At 41.2% G+C, this 20,048-nt stretch carries 11 protein-coding genes; all 11 read left to right on the forward strand.

Annotation, left to right across the window (positions count from 1 at the left end; all coding sequences use genetic code 11):
* Positions 1 to 253 precede the first annotated feature (253 nt).
* The 11 genes from HUF13_RS04555 (at position 254) to HUF13_RS04605 (ending at position 19,714) form a co-directional block, all read left to right on the forward strand.
* On the forward strand, positions 254 to 952 hold the full coding sequence (locus HUF13_RS04555) for a VWA domain-containing protein (RefSeq protein WP_173474012.1): 699 nt from the start codon (positions 254 to 256) through the stop codon (positions 950 to 952).
* A gap of 17 nt (positions 953 to 969) precedes the next feature.
* A complete protein-coding gene (locus tag HUF13_RS04560) occupies positions 970 to 1,416 on the forward strand; it encodes a hypothetical protein (protein WP_173474013.1) in 447 nt (148 codons plus the stop codon).
* On the forward strand, positions 1,416 to 2,138 hold the full coding sequence (locus HUF13_RS04565; protein ID WP_304038823.1) for a PP2C family serine/threonine-protein phosphatase: 723 nt from the start codon (positions 1,416 to 1,418) through the stop codon (positions 2,136 to 2,138). Before HUF13_RS04560 ends, HUF13_RS04565 begins: the two co-directional genes overlap by 1 nt.
* On the forward strand, positions 2,138 to 3,622 hold the full coding sequence (locus HUF13_RS04570) for a protein kinase (RefSeq protein WP_173474015.1): 1,485 nt from the start codon (positions 2,138 to 2,140) through the stop codon (positions 3,620 to 3,622). Before HUF13_RS04565 ends, HUF13_RS04570 begins: the two co-directional genes overlap by 1 nt.
* The gene (locus HUF13_RS04575) at positions 3,619 to 6,993 is read left to right on the forward strand and encodes an ATP-binding protein (RefSeq protein ID WP_173474016.1); all 3,375 of its coding nucleotides are present in this window, start codon (positions 3,619 to 3,621) and stop codon (positions 6,991 to 6,993) included. The genes HUF13_RS04570 and HUF13_RS04575 overlap by 4 nt, the downstream gene beginning before the upstream one ends.
* Positions 6,981 to 9,050: a hypothetical protein gene (locus HUF13_RS04580; RefSeq protein WP_173474017.1), complete on the forward strand. Its 2,070-nt coding sequence runs from the start codon at positions 6,981 to 6,983 to the stop codon at positions 9,048 to 9,050. The genes HUF13_RS04575 and HUF13_RS04580 overlap by 13 nt, the downstream gene beginning before the upstream one ends.
* A 40-nt stretch (positions 9,051 to 9,090) precedes the next feature.
* On the forward strand, positions 9,091 to 11,826 hold the full coding sequence (locus HUF13_RS04585; protein WP_173474018.1) for a hypothetical protein: 2,736 nt from the start codon (positions 9,091 to 9,093) through the stop codon (positions 11,824 to 11,826).
* Positions 11,810 to 15,355 (forward strand): DUF2357 domain-containing protein, encoded by a 3,546-nt coding sequence (locus HUF13_RS04590; RefSeq protein WP_173474019.1) that lies wholly within the window; start codon positions 11,810 to 11,812, stop codon positions 15,353 to 15,355. Before HUF13_RS04585 ends, HUF13_RS04590 begins: the two co-directional genes overlap by 17 nt.
* Positions 15,356 to 15,372: 17 nt before the next feature.
* On the forward strand, positions 15,373 to 16,788 hold the full coding sequence (locus tag HUF13_RS04595) for a sigma-54 dependent transcriptional regulator (protein ID WP_173474020.1): 1,416 nt from the start codon (positions 15,373 to 15,375) through the stop codon (positions 16,786 to 16,788).
* Between the two features lie 27 nt (positions 16,789 to 16,815).
* On the forward strand, positions 16,816 to 16,902 hold the full coding sequence (locus HUF13_RS17555; RefSeq protein ID WP_369697075.1) for a hypothetical protein: 87 nt from the start codon (positions 16,816 to 16,818) through the stop codon (positions 16,900 to 16,902).
* A 424-nt stretch (positions 16,903 to 17,326) separates the two neighbouring features.
* Positions 17,327 to 19,714 (forward strand): Tex family protein, encoded by a 2,388-nt coding sequence (locus HUF13_RS04605; protein ID WP_173474022.1) that lies wholly within the window; start codon positions 17,327 to 17,329, stop codon positions 19,712 to 19,714.
* Positions 19,715 to 20,048: the final 334 nt, after the last annotated feature.

Below are 20,048 nucleotides of genomic sequence, written 5' to 3' on the forward strand. Positions count from 1 at the left end.
ATGCGAAAATCGTGCCAAAAGAAAAAATGATGAAATAAAACGAATTTTAAATGGTTACTGCTAAAAAATAACTGCGCTGAAATTACAATTGAGAAAAAATTTTCGTATTATAAGAAAAAATATTCTTATTTTAATTGCTTGTGCTGTGGGAAATTATTTGATTTTGATAAAAAAACTTATTTTGTTTTGTTGGCATGAGTTTTGCGAATGAAAGAAGGTATTTTTAACTGCAACAAAAAGAGGAGTTGTTATTATGGCTTTTGATCCGTCTAAATACACCATTGCCAAGGCTCGCCCGCTTCCGGTGATTCTGATGCTTGACAGAAGTGGCAGTATGGAAGGTGAAAAGATTCTCCAGCTCAATGCTGCTGTGAACGAAATGATTGAGTCGTTCAAAACGGCTGGTCAGGGTGAAGTTGATGTCAATATCGCTGTCATCAGTTTTGGTAATGGAGGTGCAACTCTTGATTTGAAACTTCAGTCTGTTTCTACAATTGAAAGCCTTCTTTGCTTGCAGGCTGATGGTATGACGCCTATGGGCATGGCGCTCCGTATGGCGAAGGATATGATTGAAGATAAAGACGAAATTCCCTCGAAGGGCTATCGTCCTGCAGTCGTTCTTGTTTCGGATGGAGCTCCTAATGATGACTGGGAAAAAAACATGGAAGATTTTGTCGGTAATGGACGCAGCTCTAAGTGCGAACGCTTCGCCATGGCAATTGGAACGTCTCAAGATGATCCTGTACTGAATAAGTTCCTTAGTGGTACAGAAAATAAGGTGTTCCTTGCTTCCGAAGCAAGCAAGATTCGTGACTTTTTCAAGTTCGTGACGATGAGTGTTTCTGTACGTAGTCGTTCGCAGAATCCTAATGCACTCCTTCCTGCATTGTCTAATCCTTCTGCTCCGTCTCAGTTAGAAGATTTGGCTAAGGAATTGGGCTTCGACTTGTAATTCTGAGGGACCTTGGTATGAAAGAGCTGTGTGTTATTGTTGATGTTTCTGGCAGTATGTATGTCATGGGGAAACCTTTGATTATTGGTGGTATCTTGCAGACTCTTTCTGCTCTCGAAAAAATGGTGAATGAAGCAAATTCGTTCTCTGTTGTAAAAATGCAATGGGACGGTAGCGAGGCGGGGTTTGAAGCTCTTATCGAAAAATGCGATAAGAAAAATTCCTTACTTTTGACCGATGGTTATTCTTTGTCCGATTCTTGTCGTAAATCGCGCGTCATAAAGAATTTTTTTGAAGATTCTAAAGATTCGTTGTACGTAGTTCTTTGCGGAGGCGATGCGCTAGATATATCATCTCATAGAGAATTTTCAAGAGTGAATGTGGTTCATGCCGAAGATATTTTGAAAGTTGTAGAAATCTTATTTGCAAAACAAGAGTGTTCTGCTGAAGAAGAGGGTTGGTGATGTTTGGATTTGGACGTTGCTTTGCGTGTGGTTCTAGCGTAATTGGACCATCTCATTTATTGCACGGAATCGTCAACCAAGATGCATTCCTTTTCAAAAAAAGAAGAAAGTATTCTCTCTTTGTCGTTTCAGATGGTATGGGCAGTAAGCCTTTTTCCGATATCGGCTCGAAAATGGCGTGTGAATCGGTGTCTAGGGAAATTGAACGTTTTGTGAAGAATCTCCATGAACGTGTTTCTGTTTCGAGTTTGTTCGAAAATATCGTTGAAACTTGGAAAAAGTCTGTGTTGCCGCACGAGGCAAAAGAATGTTCTGCAACATGTTTGTTTGTGCTTGTTACAAAAAATAAAATTTTAGTAGCAAGGCTTGGCGATGGAATGGTTTGTCTTTTGGGTAATGAAGCTTCGCAAAGTATCGCATTGACAGATGATAAAGAAGGCTCGTTCTCCAATGCCACTTGTTCGTTGTCTGATTCTTTGGCCGTCCAGGAATTTAGATATGCTGTTTATGATCGATTACTTTATAAGGGCGTGGTCCTTTCAACGGATGGAATTTCGGCCGATATGAATTCGGGAAAAGAGATTCCGTTTGCAGAGGATATTTTTTGCGAATTGAAAAAAATGTTTTTCTGGAAGAGAAACTCTTTTTTGCGGAATGTAATGAATCATTGGCCTGTGCCGCACCATACGGACGATAAAACTCTTGTTGTAGCGGGGGTGTAATGCAAGATACTGATGAAAATGTTTTTTATTTGCTGGATAGCGACGATAAACGCGTTGAACTAAAGAGTGTGCTAGATTCCTACGGCTATTCGCATGTGATTGTTAAGAAACTCAGTCAGGGTGGGCAAGGTGTAGTGTGCTTGACTAAAAATCCTGAAGTGGTGATAAAATTTGCCTTGGATTCTAAAGGGCGCCTTATTAGCAAAGACAAGAATAAAGATACGTTTTTAAAGAATGATTTTTCTTTTCAGGCGATAATGCAAAAACCTTTCCCGGAAAGACTTCATTTAGCTTATCCGATGGCTCGCCTTGCTGATTATTCTGGATATGTCATGCGCCTTATGGGGGATATGGCAAGTTTTTCTAGTCTTGTTCCTGTAGATAAAGATGGAATAAAGCGCATGTCAGAAGATGGTGGGCATAGAAGGCGTTTTGATTTGCTTGCAAAACTTGCCGCGTTGTTGGCTAAAATCCACAGCGTTGGGATGGTTTATAGCGACTTGTCTCCAAACAATGTGTTTATCACAAAAAATTCGGCGTTGGTGACACAGAATGTGTGGCTTATAGATTCCGATAACGTGTTTATTTCTGGCGAAGATGTTGATAAACTAGTTTACACTCCGCGTTATGCTGCTCCGGAACTTTTCAAGGGTGAGCCTTGTACTCAATGGAGCGATGTTTATTCGTTTGCGACGCTTGCGTTTGAATCGCTTGCGGCACTCCACCCGTTTGCGGGTGAAAAAGCAAATAGCGGAAGTGATGGCGATGACTGGGATGCATCTGTGAAAAAAGATGAAGAGCGAAAACTGCCGGATGTTGATCCTCGGTATTCTGGAAAAATTCCTTGGGTTGAGGATGTTGAAGATGATGCGAATCATACAAAGGATGGCTTGCCTCGACAGAATTTCTTGACCGATGAAACGTTCACGTTATTCAATATGACTTTTTCAGAAGATGGTCGTGAATGTCCCAAAAATCGTGCGACGGCGGTACTTTGGGCGAGGGCATTTGCTCATTCTCATGCACAGAGCGTATGTTGTCCTGTTTGTCACATGAGCTTTATCTATGACGAAAAACAAAAGAAATGTCCTTGGTGCGGAAAAAAATTACCGCGGATTATTGCTTTAAAAGATGAAAGCGGATCAGTCGTATTCGCTCATGAGTTGAATTTCAATGATGAGGGGGCGTGCACTGCTTTTCCGTTGCCGAAACATATTTTTACGCCGTTTTCCATAAATGATTTTTTCTGTGGTGCTTTTGAGGTCCGTTCTGTAAATTATAACGGTTTTGGAATTGAATTTTCTTTGCAACCTCTATTTGCTACGGATTACGATTGCTTTATCGTTATTGACGGAAAAGAAGAAAAAATCACAGGACGTTATATTCTACAATTAAAAAATAAAGAAACTTATTCGATTAAGTGCGTCTGTAGGAATGGTTGGACTCGGACCCTCGCGATTGAAATCTCGGAGAAAAGCAAATGATGGATGTGAATCATATTGAGACTATTCCTTTTTACGAGAATATTCAAGCAGTGTATGCTGTTTCGTCCGTTTCTCATGTTGAAATGGGGCTGGCAACGATTTTAAGAAACCCTGATCGCCATAATTATCTTATCCGCACAAGCAAAGGGGTTGTGGAATTTGATTTTAGGAGTAAGCAGGATAAGGAAAATATTAATTCCTGTTTTTGTCAAGGCCGTTCTCACATTTGCAATGTGAAATCGGTTTCGCATGACGGTAGCTTCATTTTTGATTTTTATGTATTTGCGGGATCTGTTGATGATTTTGGCGATGTCGTGATTTTAGCCGAGGAAGAAAAACTTGGTAAACTTCAGGGTAAAAAATCAAGTATTGAAGAATGTCGAAAAAAACTTGCTGAAAATTGCACGATAAAGCTGAATGGTGAATCTTATTTTATCATGCAAGGGGATTATGAACCTCTGAAAGATGATGAAGAGGATGCGGAACATGATGAAACGAGAAAAGCAGAACTTGGTGGCGCTTTTTCAATTTTGTGTAACCATTTTGGAAAATGCTATGCTGTGAAAGTTCAGCAGAAATGCTTGTCATCGACAGGAACTGCAAAATACTTTACAGTGACGGGGACTACTCCTCGTAAAAATATTCGTCCTGCTTGCAATTTTCATTTGATAAAAGCAAACCTGACTTTTTCGGATCAGAGAACGGAGGCTTCTGAATACAATATTGAAAAACTCAAAAATCTAATTGAAAAAAGCGGAAGCTATTTAAAAGCATGGCGTGAATATACTGCTGCTCGAGGGAACCGTATTTTGGCTCAGGCTCGAAAATTTGGTGTTTTGCACTATGTTGAGTATACTCCGATTTCGCAGGATTCCGTTAGGCTTTATTTTAAAGCAAATATTTCTAATAAAATTAGAGAGTCTTCTGTAGAAGAACTTATTCTTAGCCCGAATTCGAAGGAACTCCCACTTTTTTTGCAAGATGAAAAAAGCGATTTTCTCGACTATTGCGAAAAGAAGTTTTCGGCGGAGAAGGAGCGTAAAGAAAAGGAGAAAAATAAAAAATTAGATAATTCCCAAGACGATGAAGTCGTTTGTCCTATTGTTGATTATAAGGACAACTGGATTCGGGTTTCGATTTCGGCGGGAAATATTCCTCACAAGGGATATGTTGTTATGTCCATGGTTGGCGAGGAAAGTCAGATTAATCGTCAGCAGGAAGCGTGGAAGCTGGTTTCTAGTGGACAAGCTGGAATAAATTCATTGGGGAATATTCTGGAAGGTAGCTTTGATTTTATACCATCTGGTAGCGCCCCTTCGAAGTTGCATATATCTAATCGCGTGAGGGAAAAAATTTTCAAAAATCCGCCAACGGATCGCCAACTTGAAGCGATTAATGTGGGGCTATCTACTCCAGAAATTGCTCTTATTCAGGGACCTCCGGGAACGGGTAAGACGACTGTCATAACGGCGATTCTTGAAATTTTGAATGAGGTTCAGGATAAACGTGGTGTAACTGCGGGGCGTGTCTTGGCGACTTCATATCAGCATGATGCTGTTGAAAATATGATTGAACGTATTCGAGTGAATGCCTTGCCGACATGGAAATATGGAAAGCGTCGTAATTCTCAAGGGAATTACAATGACCATATAGATTCTTGGTGCAGCGAAATCGAGGAACGAGTTCTTTCTATCCATCCTGATGTTCAGATTTCACATGAAGAAGAAATTCTAGCTGAAAAAATTGCTGAATATAGAATTTCGCCATTGCCAGAAAATAAAGAGAATCTACTTGATTATATTGGGCTTCTCCCTGTATCAGAGGACTTGGCTTCAGAGGCTCGGAATCTTTTGTTGCGTAATAGCAAAGAATCATATAGTTCTGATAAGATCCTGCTTAGAAAAATTCATTCGCTTAGAACGACTGAAAAGTCATATTCTGATGATGGTGTGAACCGTGTAAAAGAATTGTATTTCGCACTAGAAAAAAATTGGCTGCCAGAACATAAAGCATGGGAATCTTTTTTAATGGATTTGATTGAGGGTTCTTCTGTGTTGAGCCTGCTCGAGCAACTTGTAAAACTTGCCGAATTGAAGATCGAATTGCTTGAAGAATTTTCGCCAAGGCCTGCTTATTATGTGGCAGAAGTTGATGACGATGTCATTTCGTTGTGCAATAAGGTTGTAGATTTCTTGACTCTTCTTCGCAGTAAGAAAAGTAAGAAAGACTTGATTATTGCTGATTGGATAGAAGCTTTGCGTACGGGGCATCAGGCTTTTGCACGTGCGATAAAGGACTGCGATTTTGTTTATGCGGCAACTAGCCAGCAATCGGTAGGTAAAGATATTGCTCGCCAAAAGAAATCTGTTGAATTGGTGAATAGCCCTTATGTACGGCTGTACGATACCGTTATTGTAGATGAAGCCGCCCGTGCGACACCGCCAGATTTGCTTATCCCGATGTGCAATGCTGTTAAACGTATCATTCTTGTGGGGGATCATCGTCAACTTCCACAATTGGTAGATGATGACTTGTGTAGTGATGTCTATAAAAAGGCTCAACAAGATATTGAATCCCAAGATGAATCGACTTCGGATGAAGAAAATGTCGGTGATGCTTACGAAAAAGCGTTTAAATTAAGCCTTTTTGAATTGTTGTTCAAGAAACTCAAGGATTTGGAAGAAAGGGATGGAATAAAGCGTACTATTACATTGGATAAGCAGTTCCGTATGCATCCTGTTTTAGGAAAATTCTGTTCGCGTCTTTTTTATGAACCTTATGGGGAGGGGTATGAATCGCCTCGTCCGGCAAGTGAATTTACTCATAATCTCCCTGGAATTGAAAATAAGGCTGCTGTTTGGATTGATGTCCCTAAAGAATGTGGTAAAGAACAGAAATACGGAACGAGCCGAATTCGTGAGTGTGAAGCTGACTGTATTGTTGAAAAAATGATGGAATTTGTTCGGAGCCAAAGTGCTGTTTCTAGAGAAAAAAAACTGAGTTTTGGTATAATTACGTTTTATAGCGCTCAACGGGATTTAATCAAGCAGAAACTTAGACGTTACGAAAAAGAACTGAAAAATTCCGTCACTTATAAAGTGGGAACCGTCGATGCGTTTCAGGGAATGGAATTTGATGTCGTGTTTCTTTCTGTTGTCCGCTCAAACGGTGTGATTGATTTCTTGACTCCCAATCGACTTTGCGTTAGTATGTCTCGTCAGAAAAAGGTTCTTATTGCTGTCGGATGCAGTGATTTTATGACTTCAGCGGAATCACGAAATCAAAAAATTCCGGCGATGGCGGAGTTTTATGATTTATGTGCAGGAAAGAATGACGAAGGATATGGAGCGGTGTTGACATGGAAAAAATAATTGGTGGAAAAGAATGGAATAGTCCATTCCCGGTGAGCGTTCGTCAGAAAATTTTGTGGCCTTGCTACGAGTTTATCGTTCAGGCGGAAGGCATCGATAGCTACGAAAGAAACATCATCGAAGAGATAATTCTTCGCCTTGCAAATATCAAGGAGACTGATACTAAAGCAATTGCCTTGGATACCGGCCTTGAAGAAGATCTCGTCTCTTTTATGCAATCCCGTCTCGAACAGCATGGGGCCCTTGATAATTGCTATCGAATAACAGATGTAGGGTTGCTGAGGTTGGGTGAAATGATAGAAAACCATAGAAGCTCGATTCATGTCTATGTGGATGCCGTATCCGGAGAACTAATCCCTTATTTTAGCATGTTGAATGATAATGAACAGTTTAGGTATTCGTTTGGAAAAGATGACGTTGATGATGCGGGTAGGTCATTTTTTAGGTACAAAGGTTATTCTTCTGCGGGGTTGGAATCTGATGAATTAGAAATAGCTTTTAAGCTCCATTATAATAAGGAGTATAATGAAATTCCCTCAAAAGGCGATGTGACAGCGATGCTTCATAAGCTTTATCCTAATAGGGACGGTCTCTGTGTTTCCGTGGAATTAAATCAAAGCAAGTCTAAAAATCTGAGATGGTTTTTGATTGATGTTTTTCAACCGGAAGGTTCATCACGTGATTGGGTGTTTACTGATGGTTTTGGCAAAATTACATCGTTTTTCTCGGTGAAAAGAATCCAAGATGAAGTTGACAGAAAATATATTTCTGAACTTCGTGAAAAATTGCAGGTAAAAACAAATTTCCAAGCAAAAACTTCTATAAAACTGGCAGAAGAAAAGTATCCGATGTTAAAAGATAAGCTTGATTCTGCTCAGAAATGTATGAAGGAACTTAGACTGTTTGTCGATTCGCCTGATAAGGAAGAAACTCTGCACTCTGCGATGACCGATTCTGTTATCTATTTGACTCAGCTTATGGAATGGGTCCTGTTCTATATCTTGCATAAAAAATCAAACGAGTATCATGTGAGAATGGTTCTCACTGAAAATAGAAAGACGTTCAATAATAAAGAGTCTTACCATATTAATGGTGGATTGGCTACGCGGTGTGCTCGGAATCTTGGCTTTGAAGTTGGCGTGACTGAAAAAAAATCGTTCTGTCAACGTAATGGAAAACTTTGGAATTCGTTTGTAGAAACGCCTAAGTTATTACCTCTTTTGGATGTCCTTTTGATTTCTTTATATGAAAAAGGATGGCTTCAGGATTTTGCTCGTGATTATTCTGATTTTTTGTGTATTCTTGTTGACTTGAATGATAAGCGAAATCAGGGATTTCATAGCGGTTCTGTGAACCGTATGGATGAATTTTCGGCCCATATCGAAGAGGCGTATCAAGAAATTCTTGATTTTATGAAAAAAGGATTGAATGTAAAGATTAATGAATCAAGTGAATTTACCTTTGAAGAAAAAATCACTTTGCAGAATGAACGGAATTCTGCGATAACCCGTGTAGAACAGTCTCTTGGCTTTGCTCTTTGCCAAACATTAGATGCTACTTTGATTGGTTTTGTTACGGATATGGAACGTCGTGGAACAGATTCTAAAACTTTAAATAATGCGATCATCCTTGATCAATACCGAATTTTGGAGAATTTGTTTAAATCGGTAAATGAGTGCCTTGATAATGAATTGGTACATTCAGATTGGCTTGCAAAAGTCAAAGGTGCCGGTTTTGGTATACCAGAAGAAAAGGAATTTAAAACATTACTTAGGACTAAAGAAGAAAAGATTCGTTCTGCTTTGAATAGAAAAAATTCTTCTATGAATGCGGCTTGTATCGCTTTTTGCATTCTTGCAGATAAAAACTTGTTGCGTGGTATATCATCGAAGTGGCATGATATGTTGGCAGATGTTTGCTATGTCGTAAACAAACGATCTCATGGCGAAATTCCAACTTCGATAGATTGTGATAGAGCGTTAAAGATAAAGGAACGAATTGTTGAACTGATTCGCTATTTTGCTGAAAAGGGATTTTTAACAAGTCGATTGTCTTAGGATAAATCGCTATTGAGTTTTAAATATAAAATGGAGAAAAATGATGTCAGAAAATAATGAAGAAAAATATACTAAAGATGATGTGAAAAAATTAATGGAAAAAGCAAAAACGAAAGTTGAATCGCAGAAAGCTGAAATAGAAAGAAAGAACGTTGAAATTAAGAACCTGAGCAAACAACTTGAATCTTATCGGTTGCGTGAATCTTCTATTCCTACAGAAGAAGAAATAGAAACTTTTAAGAAGGATAAAGCTGACATTGCAGCTCGTAAACTTGCTGTTGAAACTCAAGAAAAGTCTTTTAACGCAATAAAAGATTCTCTTGTAGCCGCAGCGATGAAACTTGCTGAAAAGAAAGCAGAACTTTTTGCTGAAGCCGAAAAGCTTGCTGCCGATTTGCATGACAAGCGAATTTCTGAAACAGAAACTGAAATCCAGAAAATGCATGATTTGGCGAATGGCGAATGCCAAAAAATGCGTGAGGAAGCATCCGTTTATGCAGAAAGGGTTCGCAAAGAAACTGATGTCTCGAATGAAAAAATCCGCAAGGAGGCCATTGAGGCCGCTCAAAACATTCGCAGTGACGCCCAGAAGGAGTATGATCGAATTGTTAGTGAAGCTAAAGAAAAAGCCAAGGAAATTGCTGCAAGTGCTGTAGTGGATACGGAAAATCTTAAAAAACAAATTAAGGATTTGGAAGAAAGAAATGCCGAGCTTTCTGGCAAAAAAACAGTGCTTTATGAGTTGAATCAGGCCCTTACTGAAGACAAAACGAATCTTTCTGAAGCATTAAAAGAGCAAAAAGCGGAATTTGATAAAATTACGGCCGATTATGAAAAGACTATGGCGAACTTTGAAACTCTTCGAGTTCAACTTGAATCGAGTGGTAAGAATGTAGAAACGTTTTCTAAAGAAATTGCCGGTATGGCCCTTCGCGAACAGGACCTTAATCAAAAGAAAGAGGAATTGGACAAGCGAGAAAATAAACTTTCTTTTAAAGAAGAATACAATAAAAAAGAATCTGACGATCTTGATCAAAAAGAAAAGGATATTGATGCTGAAGTCGAAAAACGTTATCCTGATATATTGGCTTATAAGGATCGCGAAATACAGACTTTGAAAGGTGAACTCCAAAGATTGCGTGATTCGATCTTCGATAATGCCAATATCATTGCGAAATTTGAAGATTTGAAGGCTCAATTTGGTGACAAAAATCCGACGGAGATCCTTTTGGATTATGAACGGGTGAAGGGTGAACTTGCTCTTGCCTTGGAAAAGGTGAACAATACGCCGTCTTATGTATTGCAGAAAACGGCTGAAGATTTAAAGGTACAAGAGGAAAAACTTCAAGAACGTATAGACGCGGTTGCTGAAAGAGAAAGTCAAAGTGCAAAATTGCAGGAATCATTTAATCATGCTTTGTCAGAAAAAGATGCTCTTGCACAAAAGTGTACGAATCTTGAAAAAGACAAGAAAATTGTGGAAGAACAGCTTGCTCGCCTTCGTTCTACTTATGAAAATCCTGCTGAACGTGAAGATCGCATTAAGGCTATCAATGAACCGTTGATTAAGGAAACTTTAGAGCGTAACACGGAAAACGTCTCCGAAATAGATTGGCTTAATGGAATCAATAAAAAAATTGAAAAAAGCGGTTTGCATTTCCCGAGCCGCATTTTGAAAGCTTTCCATACGGCTCTTAAAACTTCTGAAATGTCCCCGCTTACTGTTCTTGCGGGTGTGAGCGGAACGGGTAAATCGGAACTTCCTCGTCTTTACTCTCGTTTTGGCGGTATCAATTTCCTTTCGATGCCTGTGGAACCGAACTGGGATTGTCAGGAAGCGATGCTTGGTTATTACAACTCTATTGATAATTGCTTTGAACCGACAGATATGCTTCGCTTGCTTGCGCAGTCTCAACGTAATGTCGATGACCAGCAGGGAATGAACGATGTAATGACAATGATTCTTTTGGATGAAATGAATCTTGCCAATGTTGAACTCTATTTTGCGGATTTTTTAAGTAAGCTTGAAACGCGTCGCGGCCTTGCGGATAATGACCGTTCGTTCCCAAGAATTGGTGTGAAAATCGGATGTAAAATGGCTGATTTCCCGCTTAAGCTGGGCCGCAATGTGCTTTGGACAGGTACAATGAATAACGACGAAACGACAAAGACTCTTTCGGACAAGGTTCTTGACCGTGGAATCGTCATTAATTTCCCGCGTCCTAAAACATTGATTCGCTCTAGGAAAAATAGCGTACTTGCAGAGCCGTCTCCGCTCTTGTTGAAGTCTAATTGGACTTCTTGGGTGAATAAAGCGATTGCTTTTGAGGATACCCTTATAAATAGTTATAAGGAAAAAATCGAGAAAATTAATGAACAGCTTGGAAAAGCTGGGCGTGCTCTCGGTCATCGTGTTTGGCAGTCTATTGAAAACTACATGTCTCTTTATCCTGATGTTATTGCATACGAGGGTAAATCTCGAGAACTTGCAATGGATAGGGCTTTCGAAGATCAACTTGTTCAAAAGGTAATGCCGAAACTCCGTGGGCTTGAAACGCGTGGCTCGCAGAACGAAGTGCTTGAAGCCATTAAGGGTATTATTCCTGAAACGCTCCATGAAGATTTCAAGAATGCCGCTGAACAGAATTACGGACAGTTTATCTGGACTACATCGGGATATTTACTGCGTGACGATGACGTTGTGCTGGATGCTAAAAAAGATGATTTGAAACCTGAAGAGAAGAAGGGTTTGCAAAAGGATGCCGGTAGAGCTTAGTACAATATATAAGCAGATTGCTACAGGAAATGGAAAACAGTACGAGTTGCTTTTTTCCATTGTTGGGATGTTGTCCTCTGTAATGGAATTTGATCCTGTTACAGATGAACCTCTCCCAATGACTGTTGATGATATTCTGTATGGCCTTTCTTCAGTTGATGCTAAGAATATGGATTGGCAGAATGATCGTTTACAGCATATTGTGTGTTTTGCATCTACCGCAGTCCGTAATCTAATCGATTTGCTCCATGAAAAAAATCTTCGCGAGCATCGGATTACCCGCCCGGAACAAATTCGTGAAGTCGATAGCCGCAGCATGATGTGGCTTGCTAAGAAGCCTGGTTTTACGATAAAGCAAAAAATTGCTTCTGAACAGCGTATGATGGGGGTGTATCATACAACAAGTCTGGATACTGCCGAAAACCGCTTGTTAAAGGCTTTTATGCAAAAGCTGGAAGAATTGCTTTTGGAAAAGGAAAATGCTTGTCGCAAGTGTGAACTTTCCATGAGCGAAGATTTCGAGCATTTTGTGTCTATGGTGCATCGGTGGTTAAAAAGCGATGAAGCTTTGTTGATTGGCAAATGGAATAATACGCCGCCGAATAATACGCTTTTGAATGACAAGAATTATCGAAAAATTTGGAAAGCGCATTTGATGCTTCAAAATTTGAATGATCAAGTGCAGCGAGATTTGGAACGTATTGGAACTTTAAAGAATGCGGCTTGTTTTTGGCTTTTTGTTGCCAGAATGAACCGTTACAATGAGGTTCGCTTTCTACAGAAAGTTTTTTTCCCGGAAAGTAAATCGTTGAGTTTTACGAAAAAAGAAAATTCCCTTGTAGGGTACATTAATTTATCGTCGTGGAAAAAGTTGAAATGTACTTTGCTGGAAAGTTCTATTGATTTGTCTATCGGAGATGCTAAAAATAGTCTTTCTTTTAATCAAGAAATAACTGAATTTGCTGCAGTATTTTCATTTGTTGAAAAAAAATGCGGTGAAATTTTATTAGGAAAAAATATTGGCTTTCCAAAGAATTTTGCAGATGGAAACCAGCAAATGGTCGAAGTTGCTGCTGTTGACCTAAGTTCAATATTGCCGTCATGTTCATTTGGCAATGGACTTAAAGGTCAATTTTCTAAAAAGCTTGTATGCCAATCGCAATGTATAGAAAAAAAATGGTATCCTTGCTCGTCCGCTCGTTCTAAATTGATTTTTACCAACTCAGAGGATTTAAAGACCTTTTCGATTCATTCAATTTTTGATAGTGCTTTATTGCCCGTTTCGGATTCCGAGGATAATAAGACGGATGTTGAAAAAGCATGTGCAAATTTTGCCAAGACTATAAAGGACGAATTGCATTGCAAAAAATGCCTTTATGTTACAAGCGATGATGTAGATGATTTTTCGCCGAGCGTGAATGCATTTAAGTTCTACATGAATTCCGCTTTTTCGAATACCGAAATTTTGCCTAGAAGTATCGCTATTTTATTTGCAAGTCTTCAAGATGTTCAGGCTCGTTTCCGTAAGGAGGACGAAGTCACTGTAAGGACAATTTTTGATGATTACGAAATAAAGTCCAAGATTCGCATTGATTATGATAAGCAACTTGCAAAAGAAAATCCAGAAACGAAAGGTTTTGTATTTAAACGTTTGTGCGTCTCAAGGGAAAATCTAAAGAAAAAAAATCTTCAAAATATAATTCCGAAGAATATGGAAAATCTTTTAACATTGCATGATTCCAATTTGTTAAAAGATTCTTTTTCCGTTGATGAATTTCATTTTATACGTAAGGTTGGAATTCAAAAGATTTCTGCGGCTAAGAAGGAAATAGTCTTTTTTGCGGATAATGATTCTTCCGTAGGGGCTGTTAAATATGACCGCTTGCAGAAAATCACGCCCGATATTCCTTTATGGCTTGACGTTTTGCCGAAATTGAGCATGGTTGATTCAATGGGTGAAGAGCATGTGCTTGTTGAACCGGAGAAAGTGTCTATTCGTCCTGTTGTTGGGAAGCCCATTGATATTCCTATTTCATGGAAATTTGGTTTCCCACAAGGTAAAGAGTTTTATGAATTTCCACTTATTCAGGGGGATAATAAGGAATCTTCGAAGTATTTTGCTTTTATTCAAGATTCGTTGTTCCCGCTGGAGCATGAAACTCAATGTCGGCTGAAACTGACATACACGTATGGTAAACCGCTTCCTTATGATCTTGAATTTCTTCCTGTTTCTAAGACAGCTGAATTTAGGTCGGTCTCGGTTAAATGGGAGAACAAGTCGCGCAAGGATTATATCCATGATATGCCTGTCCCCAATTTTGTGCGTGAATATACTTGGGAGGATATGCAATCTGTACAAAAACGTGATGCTAAAGAGACATCCGATTTGGTAAACGATTGGTTGCCTGCGGAATATGAAAAAATTGAGTATTCAGGTTCTTATAAGCTTGTTAGGGAAATTCCTTCGAATCGTGGAGGCGAAAGAGTATTCTTTATTGATTTGAACCGTTCAATAAGTGCGATTTGTCCGATTGATAATCGACAAAATGCTCAAATTGGGAAAGATGTCTGGTGTTGCTTAAAAGTTGATTCCCAAGGACGTGTTAAAGCTGTTGATCCCCATGTTATTGGCTCTAATTGGAATGATACTGAGTTTAAAAAATCGCTCCGTTTCCCGGCGATAATGGTTTGGAATAATGGAAGAAGTATAGAGGATGATGCATGCCCTCAGAATTTTCAGGAGAAGACAAAAAAAATATTGGATAAAATGAAGGAAGTCTTACAAAATTCGGATGTTCCCGAATGTGTGAAACGTGAATTTAAGTTCTTCCTTTCTTGTATGCATAAAGATGCTCCGGAATGGTTCTATTCGGAACTCCCCGATATCCTTAAAAAATTAGAATCATATTTTGACTATCCTAATTGGATTGCCTATGCTCTTGGTGATTGTTCAATGGAATGGCAAATAAAATTGTTAGAAAGTACAATGCTGTTGCTTGAAAATTCCCAAAAGGCGGAATATGCGATAAGGGTCTTGGCTGTTGCGTTGTGGCGTGTAAATAGTTTTGTATTTAATTTAAATTCGTATGATGTAAAAGTAATTTTGAAGGCCATTCGTGAGCAATTTGAGAAAATGAAAACGCAGGAAAATAACAAGTTAAAAAATTCGCAAAGGGAATTATTGCTGAAACCTAAAAACCAAAGGGGTTTGACTTTGAAAAGTGTTCGACTTTATTCAGCTTGCTTAGAGTGCATTGTAGCTCTGTGTCGCCTGCGAAAAACGAAAAACGGTAAAGATGCGGATGAAAATATGTTATCTGCACTTTCCCCTGCTGTAAATCCTAATGTGAAAGGTATTGTTGAAAACATGAGACTTATAAAAAGCGGTATAAAGACATTCCTTACATTTAATATCGAACGTTCTTCTGATGATCAGACTCCAGAGTTGTTGTATGCGGCTCGTGGATATTTATCGGGATCAATAGATTCTAATGCGATTAAGGTTTTGGAAGCTGATTTTAGTGAATAAAAACACGGTATTGAAAAATGAAAGATAAGGTTACTCTACTCACATGGATGGCGGCTAATAACGATCCTCAGGCTTTAGAATCGTTGTTGAATCACTTAGATCAAAAATATAGCGTCGAAAAAGTCATATATCTTTATCAGAAGAAATATGTAAAAAAACTTGATGACGTCAAAAATATTTTTCCTGTTGAACCTTTTGAAGTCAATCTCAAAAATCCGACGGCGCATAAGGAAATCTATGAGGCTGTGAAAAATAATGTTCTCCCGTTGTTAAGTAGAGAACGTAATTTGATTGTCAATGTGTCTGCAGGGACTCCGGCAATGCATGCTGTTTGGCTCATTTTGTATGCGGGTGGAAGTTTCCCTAATGGAACACTGTTGGTCTCGTCTCAAATTAATCGCGAAACGAGAGTGACGACTTGTGATAACGTAGATTTCCCGATTACGACTTATTTGAGTGAGGTTCGTGAATTCGAACGTGAAAATCCTGATGTGCCTGTTTATCAGCCTGTGGCGAAATCGCTGGCGAGGAAAAACGCATTCGAAAAAATAAGAGCTTATGCTGGTGTTACGGGAGTCCCGCTCCTGTTATTGGGAGAAAGGGGAATTGGTAAAAGTAGTGTTGTGGAATCTTTTGTATCAACGATAAAGAAAAAAGATGTTGTAACAGAGGCTTGTGGCTCTTTAGATTCAAATTTGGTTGAGTCTATTATTTTTGGGCATAAGAAAGGGGCTTTTACAGGAGCTGATAAAGATAAAAAAGGTATCCTGAAAGAAGCTGATGGAAAAATTCTTTTTTTAGATGAAATTCAGGATTTGCCGAAACCTGTACAGCGAAAATTGGTGCGTACGTTGCAAGACAAAAAGCATCGCTATTGTCCGCTTGGTAGCGAGAAAGAAGAAGTTGCCGATATTGAACTTGTATGTGCATCGAATTTACCTGAAAAAGAATTGAAAGAAAAGTTGGATCCCGATTTTTATGACAGAATCTCTTTTTACAAGGTCGAGCTTCCTCCATTGAGAGAATGTCGCGAAGATTTGCTGGCGGATTGGCGTGGTGTTTGGAAAACAGCACGTCTCGATAGTTCGCCTGAAAATGCTCCAGAAGATGAATGCTTGATGAAGTTTTTTAAGAAGTCTAGCTTGCCGGGAAATTTCCGTAACTTGCAGTCTGTCGCCTATCAAATTATTGCATGGAACGGTAAAAAATCAATGGAAGAGATTCTGAAAGATATTTCTTTTGAGGATTTAAACGGAAAATCTTTTAATGTTGCCGATTATCCGGAATTCAAGGATAAAACATTGACAGAGGCGAGAAATTATTTCCAGCACAAGTTTGCAGAATATGCTTGTAGCAAGTACCGGACGCAAAGTGAGGCTGCGAAAGCTATTGTTTGTTCAACGAAAACTCTTCAAAATTTGATGAAAAAGTGAAAATAATTATTGCTTTTCAATGATCATATGCCTCCGCACTTCCATGCGATATACAATGACTTGGAAGGAGTCTTTGAATTATCTACATTAGACCCAAGTTCATGTCAAAGATGATCACCGACCGATTGTTCAGCAACTTTCGAATTTGGACTTGTTCAAGGATTTCAAAGTTCAGGCTCGTACAATCGTGTGGAGCAACGGTGTCGATTTCGCACCGGAGTTTATCAAGAGCTTGTCTTAGCTTCTTGCTTCAGTCTTTTTTTTTGACGGAAATGATAACCGTCTCAACTGTATCTCCTGGCGCTAGTCTTTCTTCCCGTTCCTCCCTGTCCGGACATCTTTTTTGCGCCCTGTCCTCAACTGTCAAAAATTTGACACTTTCTTTTGCTATATTCACTAGACCCCCGAACGGGGTGTCTGGCAGCGGTTGTTGCCAGGCGTGTATCACGAGGGCCGTGCGGGCTGTGCTATCCAATCAAGGGTGTATGGCTCGGTGGACCCAAAATCCGGAAACGGAATCTACAAGTAGGAATCTCAAATGGATTTTTCTGCGATTATTGCCGAAGAGCTGAATCTTGAAGTGTGGCGCGTCTCTAAGGCGCTCGAACTTATGGACCAGGGGGGCACGATCCCCTTTATCGCCCGTTACCGCAAGGACCAGACGGGTACTTTGAACGAAATTGAACTCCGCGACATCAGCCACCGTCGCGACTACCTCCAGGAACTTGTGGACCGCAAGGAAACGATCCTCAAGAGCATCGAGGAACAAGGCAAGCTCACGCCGGAACTCAAGGCTCAGATTGAAGCTTGCAAGGACAAGACTCTTCTCGAAGATATTTACGCTCCGTTCAAGCCGAAGAAGCGTACTCGTGCAACGATTGCAAAGGAACTTGGTTTGGAACCGCTTGCCCGCCTCATGTGGGCCCAGGAAAATACGGGCAACACGGCCGAAGAAATCGCCCGCATTTATTTGTCCGAAGAAAAGGGCCTCGCCGATCCGCGTGCTGCACTCAAGGGTGCTGCTGACATCCTCGCCGAAGAAGTTGCAGACAACGCAGAATTCCGCCAGTACCTCCGCAACAAGGTCGAAAAGACTGGCGTCATGGTTTCCAAGGTCAAGAAGGATTTCGAAAAGCAGGAAACGAAGTTCAAGGACTACTACGACTTTAGCGAACCGGTCTCGAAGATTCCGAGCCATCGTATGCTCGCTCTCCGCCGTGGTGAAAAGGAAAAGGTGCTCCGCCTCTCCATCGAGGTCCCGAACGAAGAAATGGTCGGTTACCTCCAGAATCAGGTTATCAAGGGCGACTCTGTCTGGAAGCCGTATCTCGAAGACATGTGCAAGGACGCTTGGGAACGTTTGCTCCAGCCGAGCATGGAAAGCGAAGTGCGCCTCCTCCTCAAGGATGCTGCTGAAGAAGAAGCTTTCAAGGTATTCTCCAAGAACCTCCAGGACGTTTTGCTTGCCGCTCCGGCAGGCCACAAGGCTGTGCTCGCCCTCGACCCGGGTTTCCGTACGGGCTGCAAGGTGGCTGTGCTCGACAAGAACGGCAAGTTTATGGATCATGGCATCATCAAGCCGCATGAACCGTGGAACGACAAGGCCGGTGCCGCTGTTTATCTGATGAGCCTCATCGACAAGTATCAGATTGACCTCATCGCAATTGGTAACGGTACGGCAAGCCGCGAAACGGACGCTTTCTGTGGCGAAATGGCTCTCAAGTTCAAGGGCAAGGTTCCGCCTCGCGTCATCGTCTCCGAAGCTGGTGCATCTGTCTATAGCGCAAGCATGATTGCTATTGCCGAATTCCCGAAGGAAGATGTTACTACACGTGGTGCTATTTCCATTGGTCGCCGCTTGCAGGACCCGCTTGCTGAACTTGTGAAGGTTGATCCGCAGTCTATTGGCGTGGGTCAGTACCAGCACGATGTGAACCAGCGCGAACTCAAGAAGCGCTTGGACGAAGTGGTGGAAAGCTGCGTGAACATGGTCGGTGTCGATGTGAACAGCGCTTCTGCTCCGCTCCTCTCTCACGTGGCAGGCCTCAGCAACACGCTTTCTGAAGCTATCGTGAAGTACCGCGAAGAAAACGGCGCTTATGCAAGCCGCGAAGACTTGAAGAAGGTGAAGGGCTTTGGCCCGAAGGCTTTCGAACAAGCTGCAGGCTTTATGCGCATTCCGGGTGCTGAAAACCCGTTGGACGATTCCGCCGTGCATCCTGAAAACTACGCCCTCGTCGAAAAGATGGCTGAAAAGGTTGGCGTTCCGGTCAAGGAAATGGTCGGCAATGCGGACGCTGTGAAGGGCATCAAGCTTGATGAATTCCTCTCCGACGAAGTCGGTCGTGCTACTTTGGAAGATATCCTCAAGGAACTCCAGAAGCCGAGCCGCGACCCGCGTAAGGAATTCCGTTATGCAAAGTTCGATGACCGCATCAAGACCATCAACGACCTCGTGACGGGAAGCTGGATGGAAGGTGTCGTGACCAACGTTGCTAACTTCGGTGCTTTCGTGGACATCGGCGTGCATCAGGACGGTCTCGTTCACATTTCTGAAATCAGCGACAAGTATGTGACGGACGCTAAGGACGTGCTTACGGTCGGTGACGTGGTGAAGGTTCGCGTGGTTGCAGTCGATGCTAACCAGAAGCGCATCAGCCTTTCCATGAAGCAGGAACAGACGGACGGTGTCGCCGGTGCTGGCGTGAGCGGTCCTCGCGGTCAGCGCGTGGGTGGTCCGCGTGGCGTTGGTCATCGTGATGGTGGTGCTCGCCCGCAGGGTGGCATCCAGGGTCATGCGACGATTGCCGACCTTAAGAACAAGATTGCGGGCAAGGAACGCCCGGGTTTTGCTCAGAAGAAGCCGCAGGCCGCCCAGCCCGCCAAACTCAACTCCCTCCTCAAGAACCTGAAAAAAGGCTTCTAAGATTTGATTGCGACGGCAAGCTTGCTTGCCGGCATAAGCAAATCGCCGGGCATTGCGCTCCATAGGAGCGCAAAGGCTTCTAGCCGAGAGTCCATCCGTCATCCTGACGCCGAAGGCGGAAGACTACTTAGAAGGCGAGTGTTGCGACCATGCTTGCATGGGCATAACCGAGCCGAAGAGTTGGGGCTTGCCCCATCTAGTTAAATCAAAACTTTACTGGATTCTTCGCCATAAATGACTCAGAATGACGATTCAAAACAAACAAAAACAGCACTCGATAGAATCGAGTGCTGTTTTTGTGTTAAGTCTCACAAGATAAGCAAAGCTTCGTTAC

This window comes from Fibrobacter succinogenes (assembly GCF_902779965.1).
In the GTDB taxonomy this organism is placed as follows: domain Bacteria; phylum Fibrobacterota; class Fibrobacteria; order Fibrobacterales; family Fibrobacteraceae; genus Fibrobacter; species Fibrobacter succinogenes_F.

Excerpts from the sequence above, each read along its gene's own strand:
- HUF13_RS04555 (WP_173474012.1), top strand. The coding sequence starts at position 254 with ATGGCTTTTGATCCGTCTAAATACACCATTGCCAAGGCTCGCCCGCTT.
- HUF13_RS04560 (WP_173474013.1), top strand. The coding sequence starts at position 970 with ATGAAAGAGCTGTGTGTTATTGTTGATGTTTCTGGCAGTATGTATGTC.
- HUF13_RS04565 (WP_304038823.1), top strand. The coding sequence starts at position 1,416 with ATGTTTGGATTTGGACGTTGCTTTGCGTGTGGTTCTAGCGTAATTGGA.
- HUF13_RS04570 (WP_173474015.1), top strand. The coding sequence starts at position 2,138 with ATGCAAGATACTGATGAAAATGTTTTTTATTTGCTGGATAGCGACGAT.
- HUF13_RS04575 (WP_173474016.1), top strand. The coding sequence starts at position 3,619 with ATGATGGATGTGAATCATATTGAGACTATTCCTTTTTACGAGAATATT.
- HUF13_RS04580 (WP_173474017.1), top strand. The coding sequence starts at position 6,981 with ATGGAAAAAATAATTGGTGGAAAAGAATGGAATAGTCCATTCCCGGTG.
- HUF13_RS04585 (WP_173474018.1), top strand. The coding sequence starts at position 9,091 with ATGATGTCAGAAAATAATGAAGAAAAATATACTAAAGATGATGTGAAA.
- HUF13_RS04590 (WP_173474019.1), top strand. The coding sequence starts at position 11,810 with ATGCCGGTAGAGCTTAGTACAATATATAAGCAGATTGCTACAGGAAAT.
- HUF13_RS04595 (WP_173474020.1), top strand. The coding sequence starts at position 15,373 with ATGAAAGATAAGGTTACTCTACTCACATGGATGGCGGCTAATAACGAT.
- HUF13_RS17555 (WP_369697075.1), top strand. The coding sequence starts at position 16,816 with ATGCCTCCGCACTTCCATGCGATATACAATGACTTGGAAGGAGTCTTT.
- HUF13_RS04605 (WP_173474022.1), top strand. The coding sequence starts at position 17,327 with ATGGATTTTTCTGCGATTATTGCCGAAGAGCTGAATCTTGAAGTGTGG.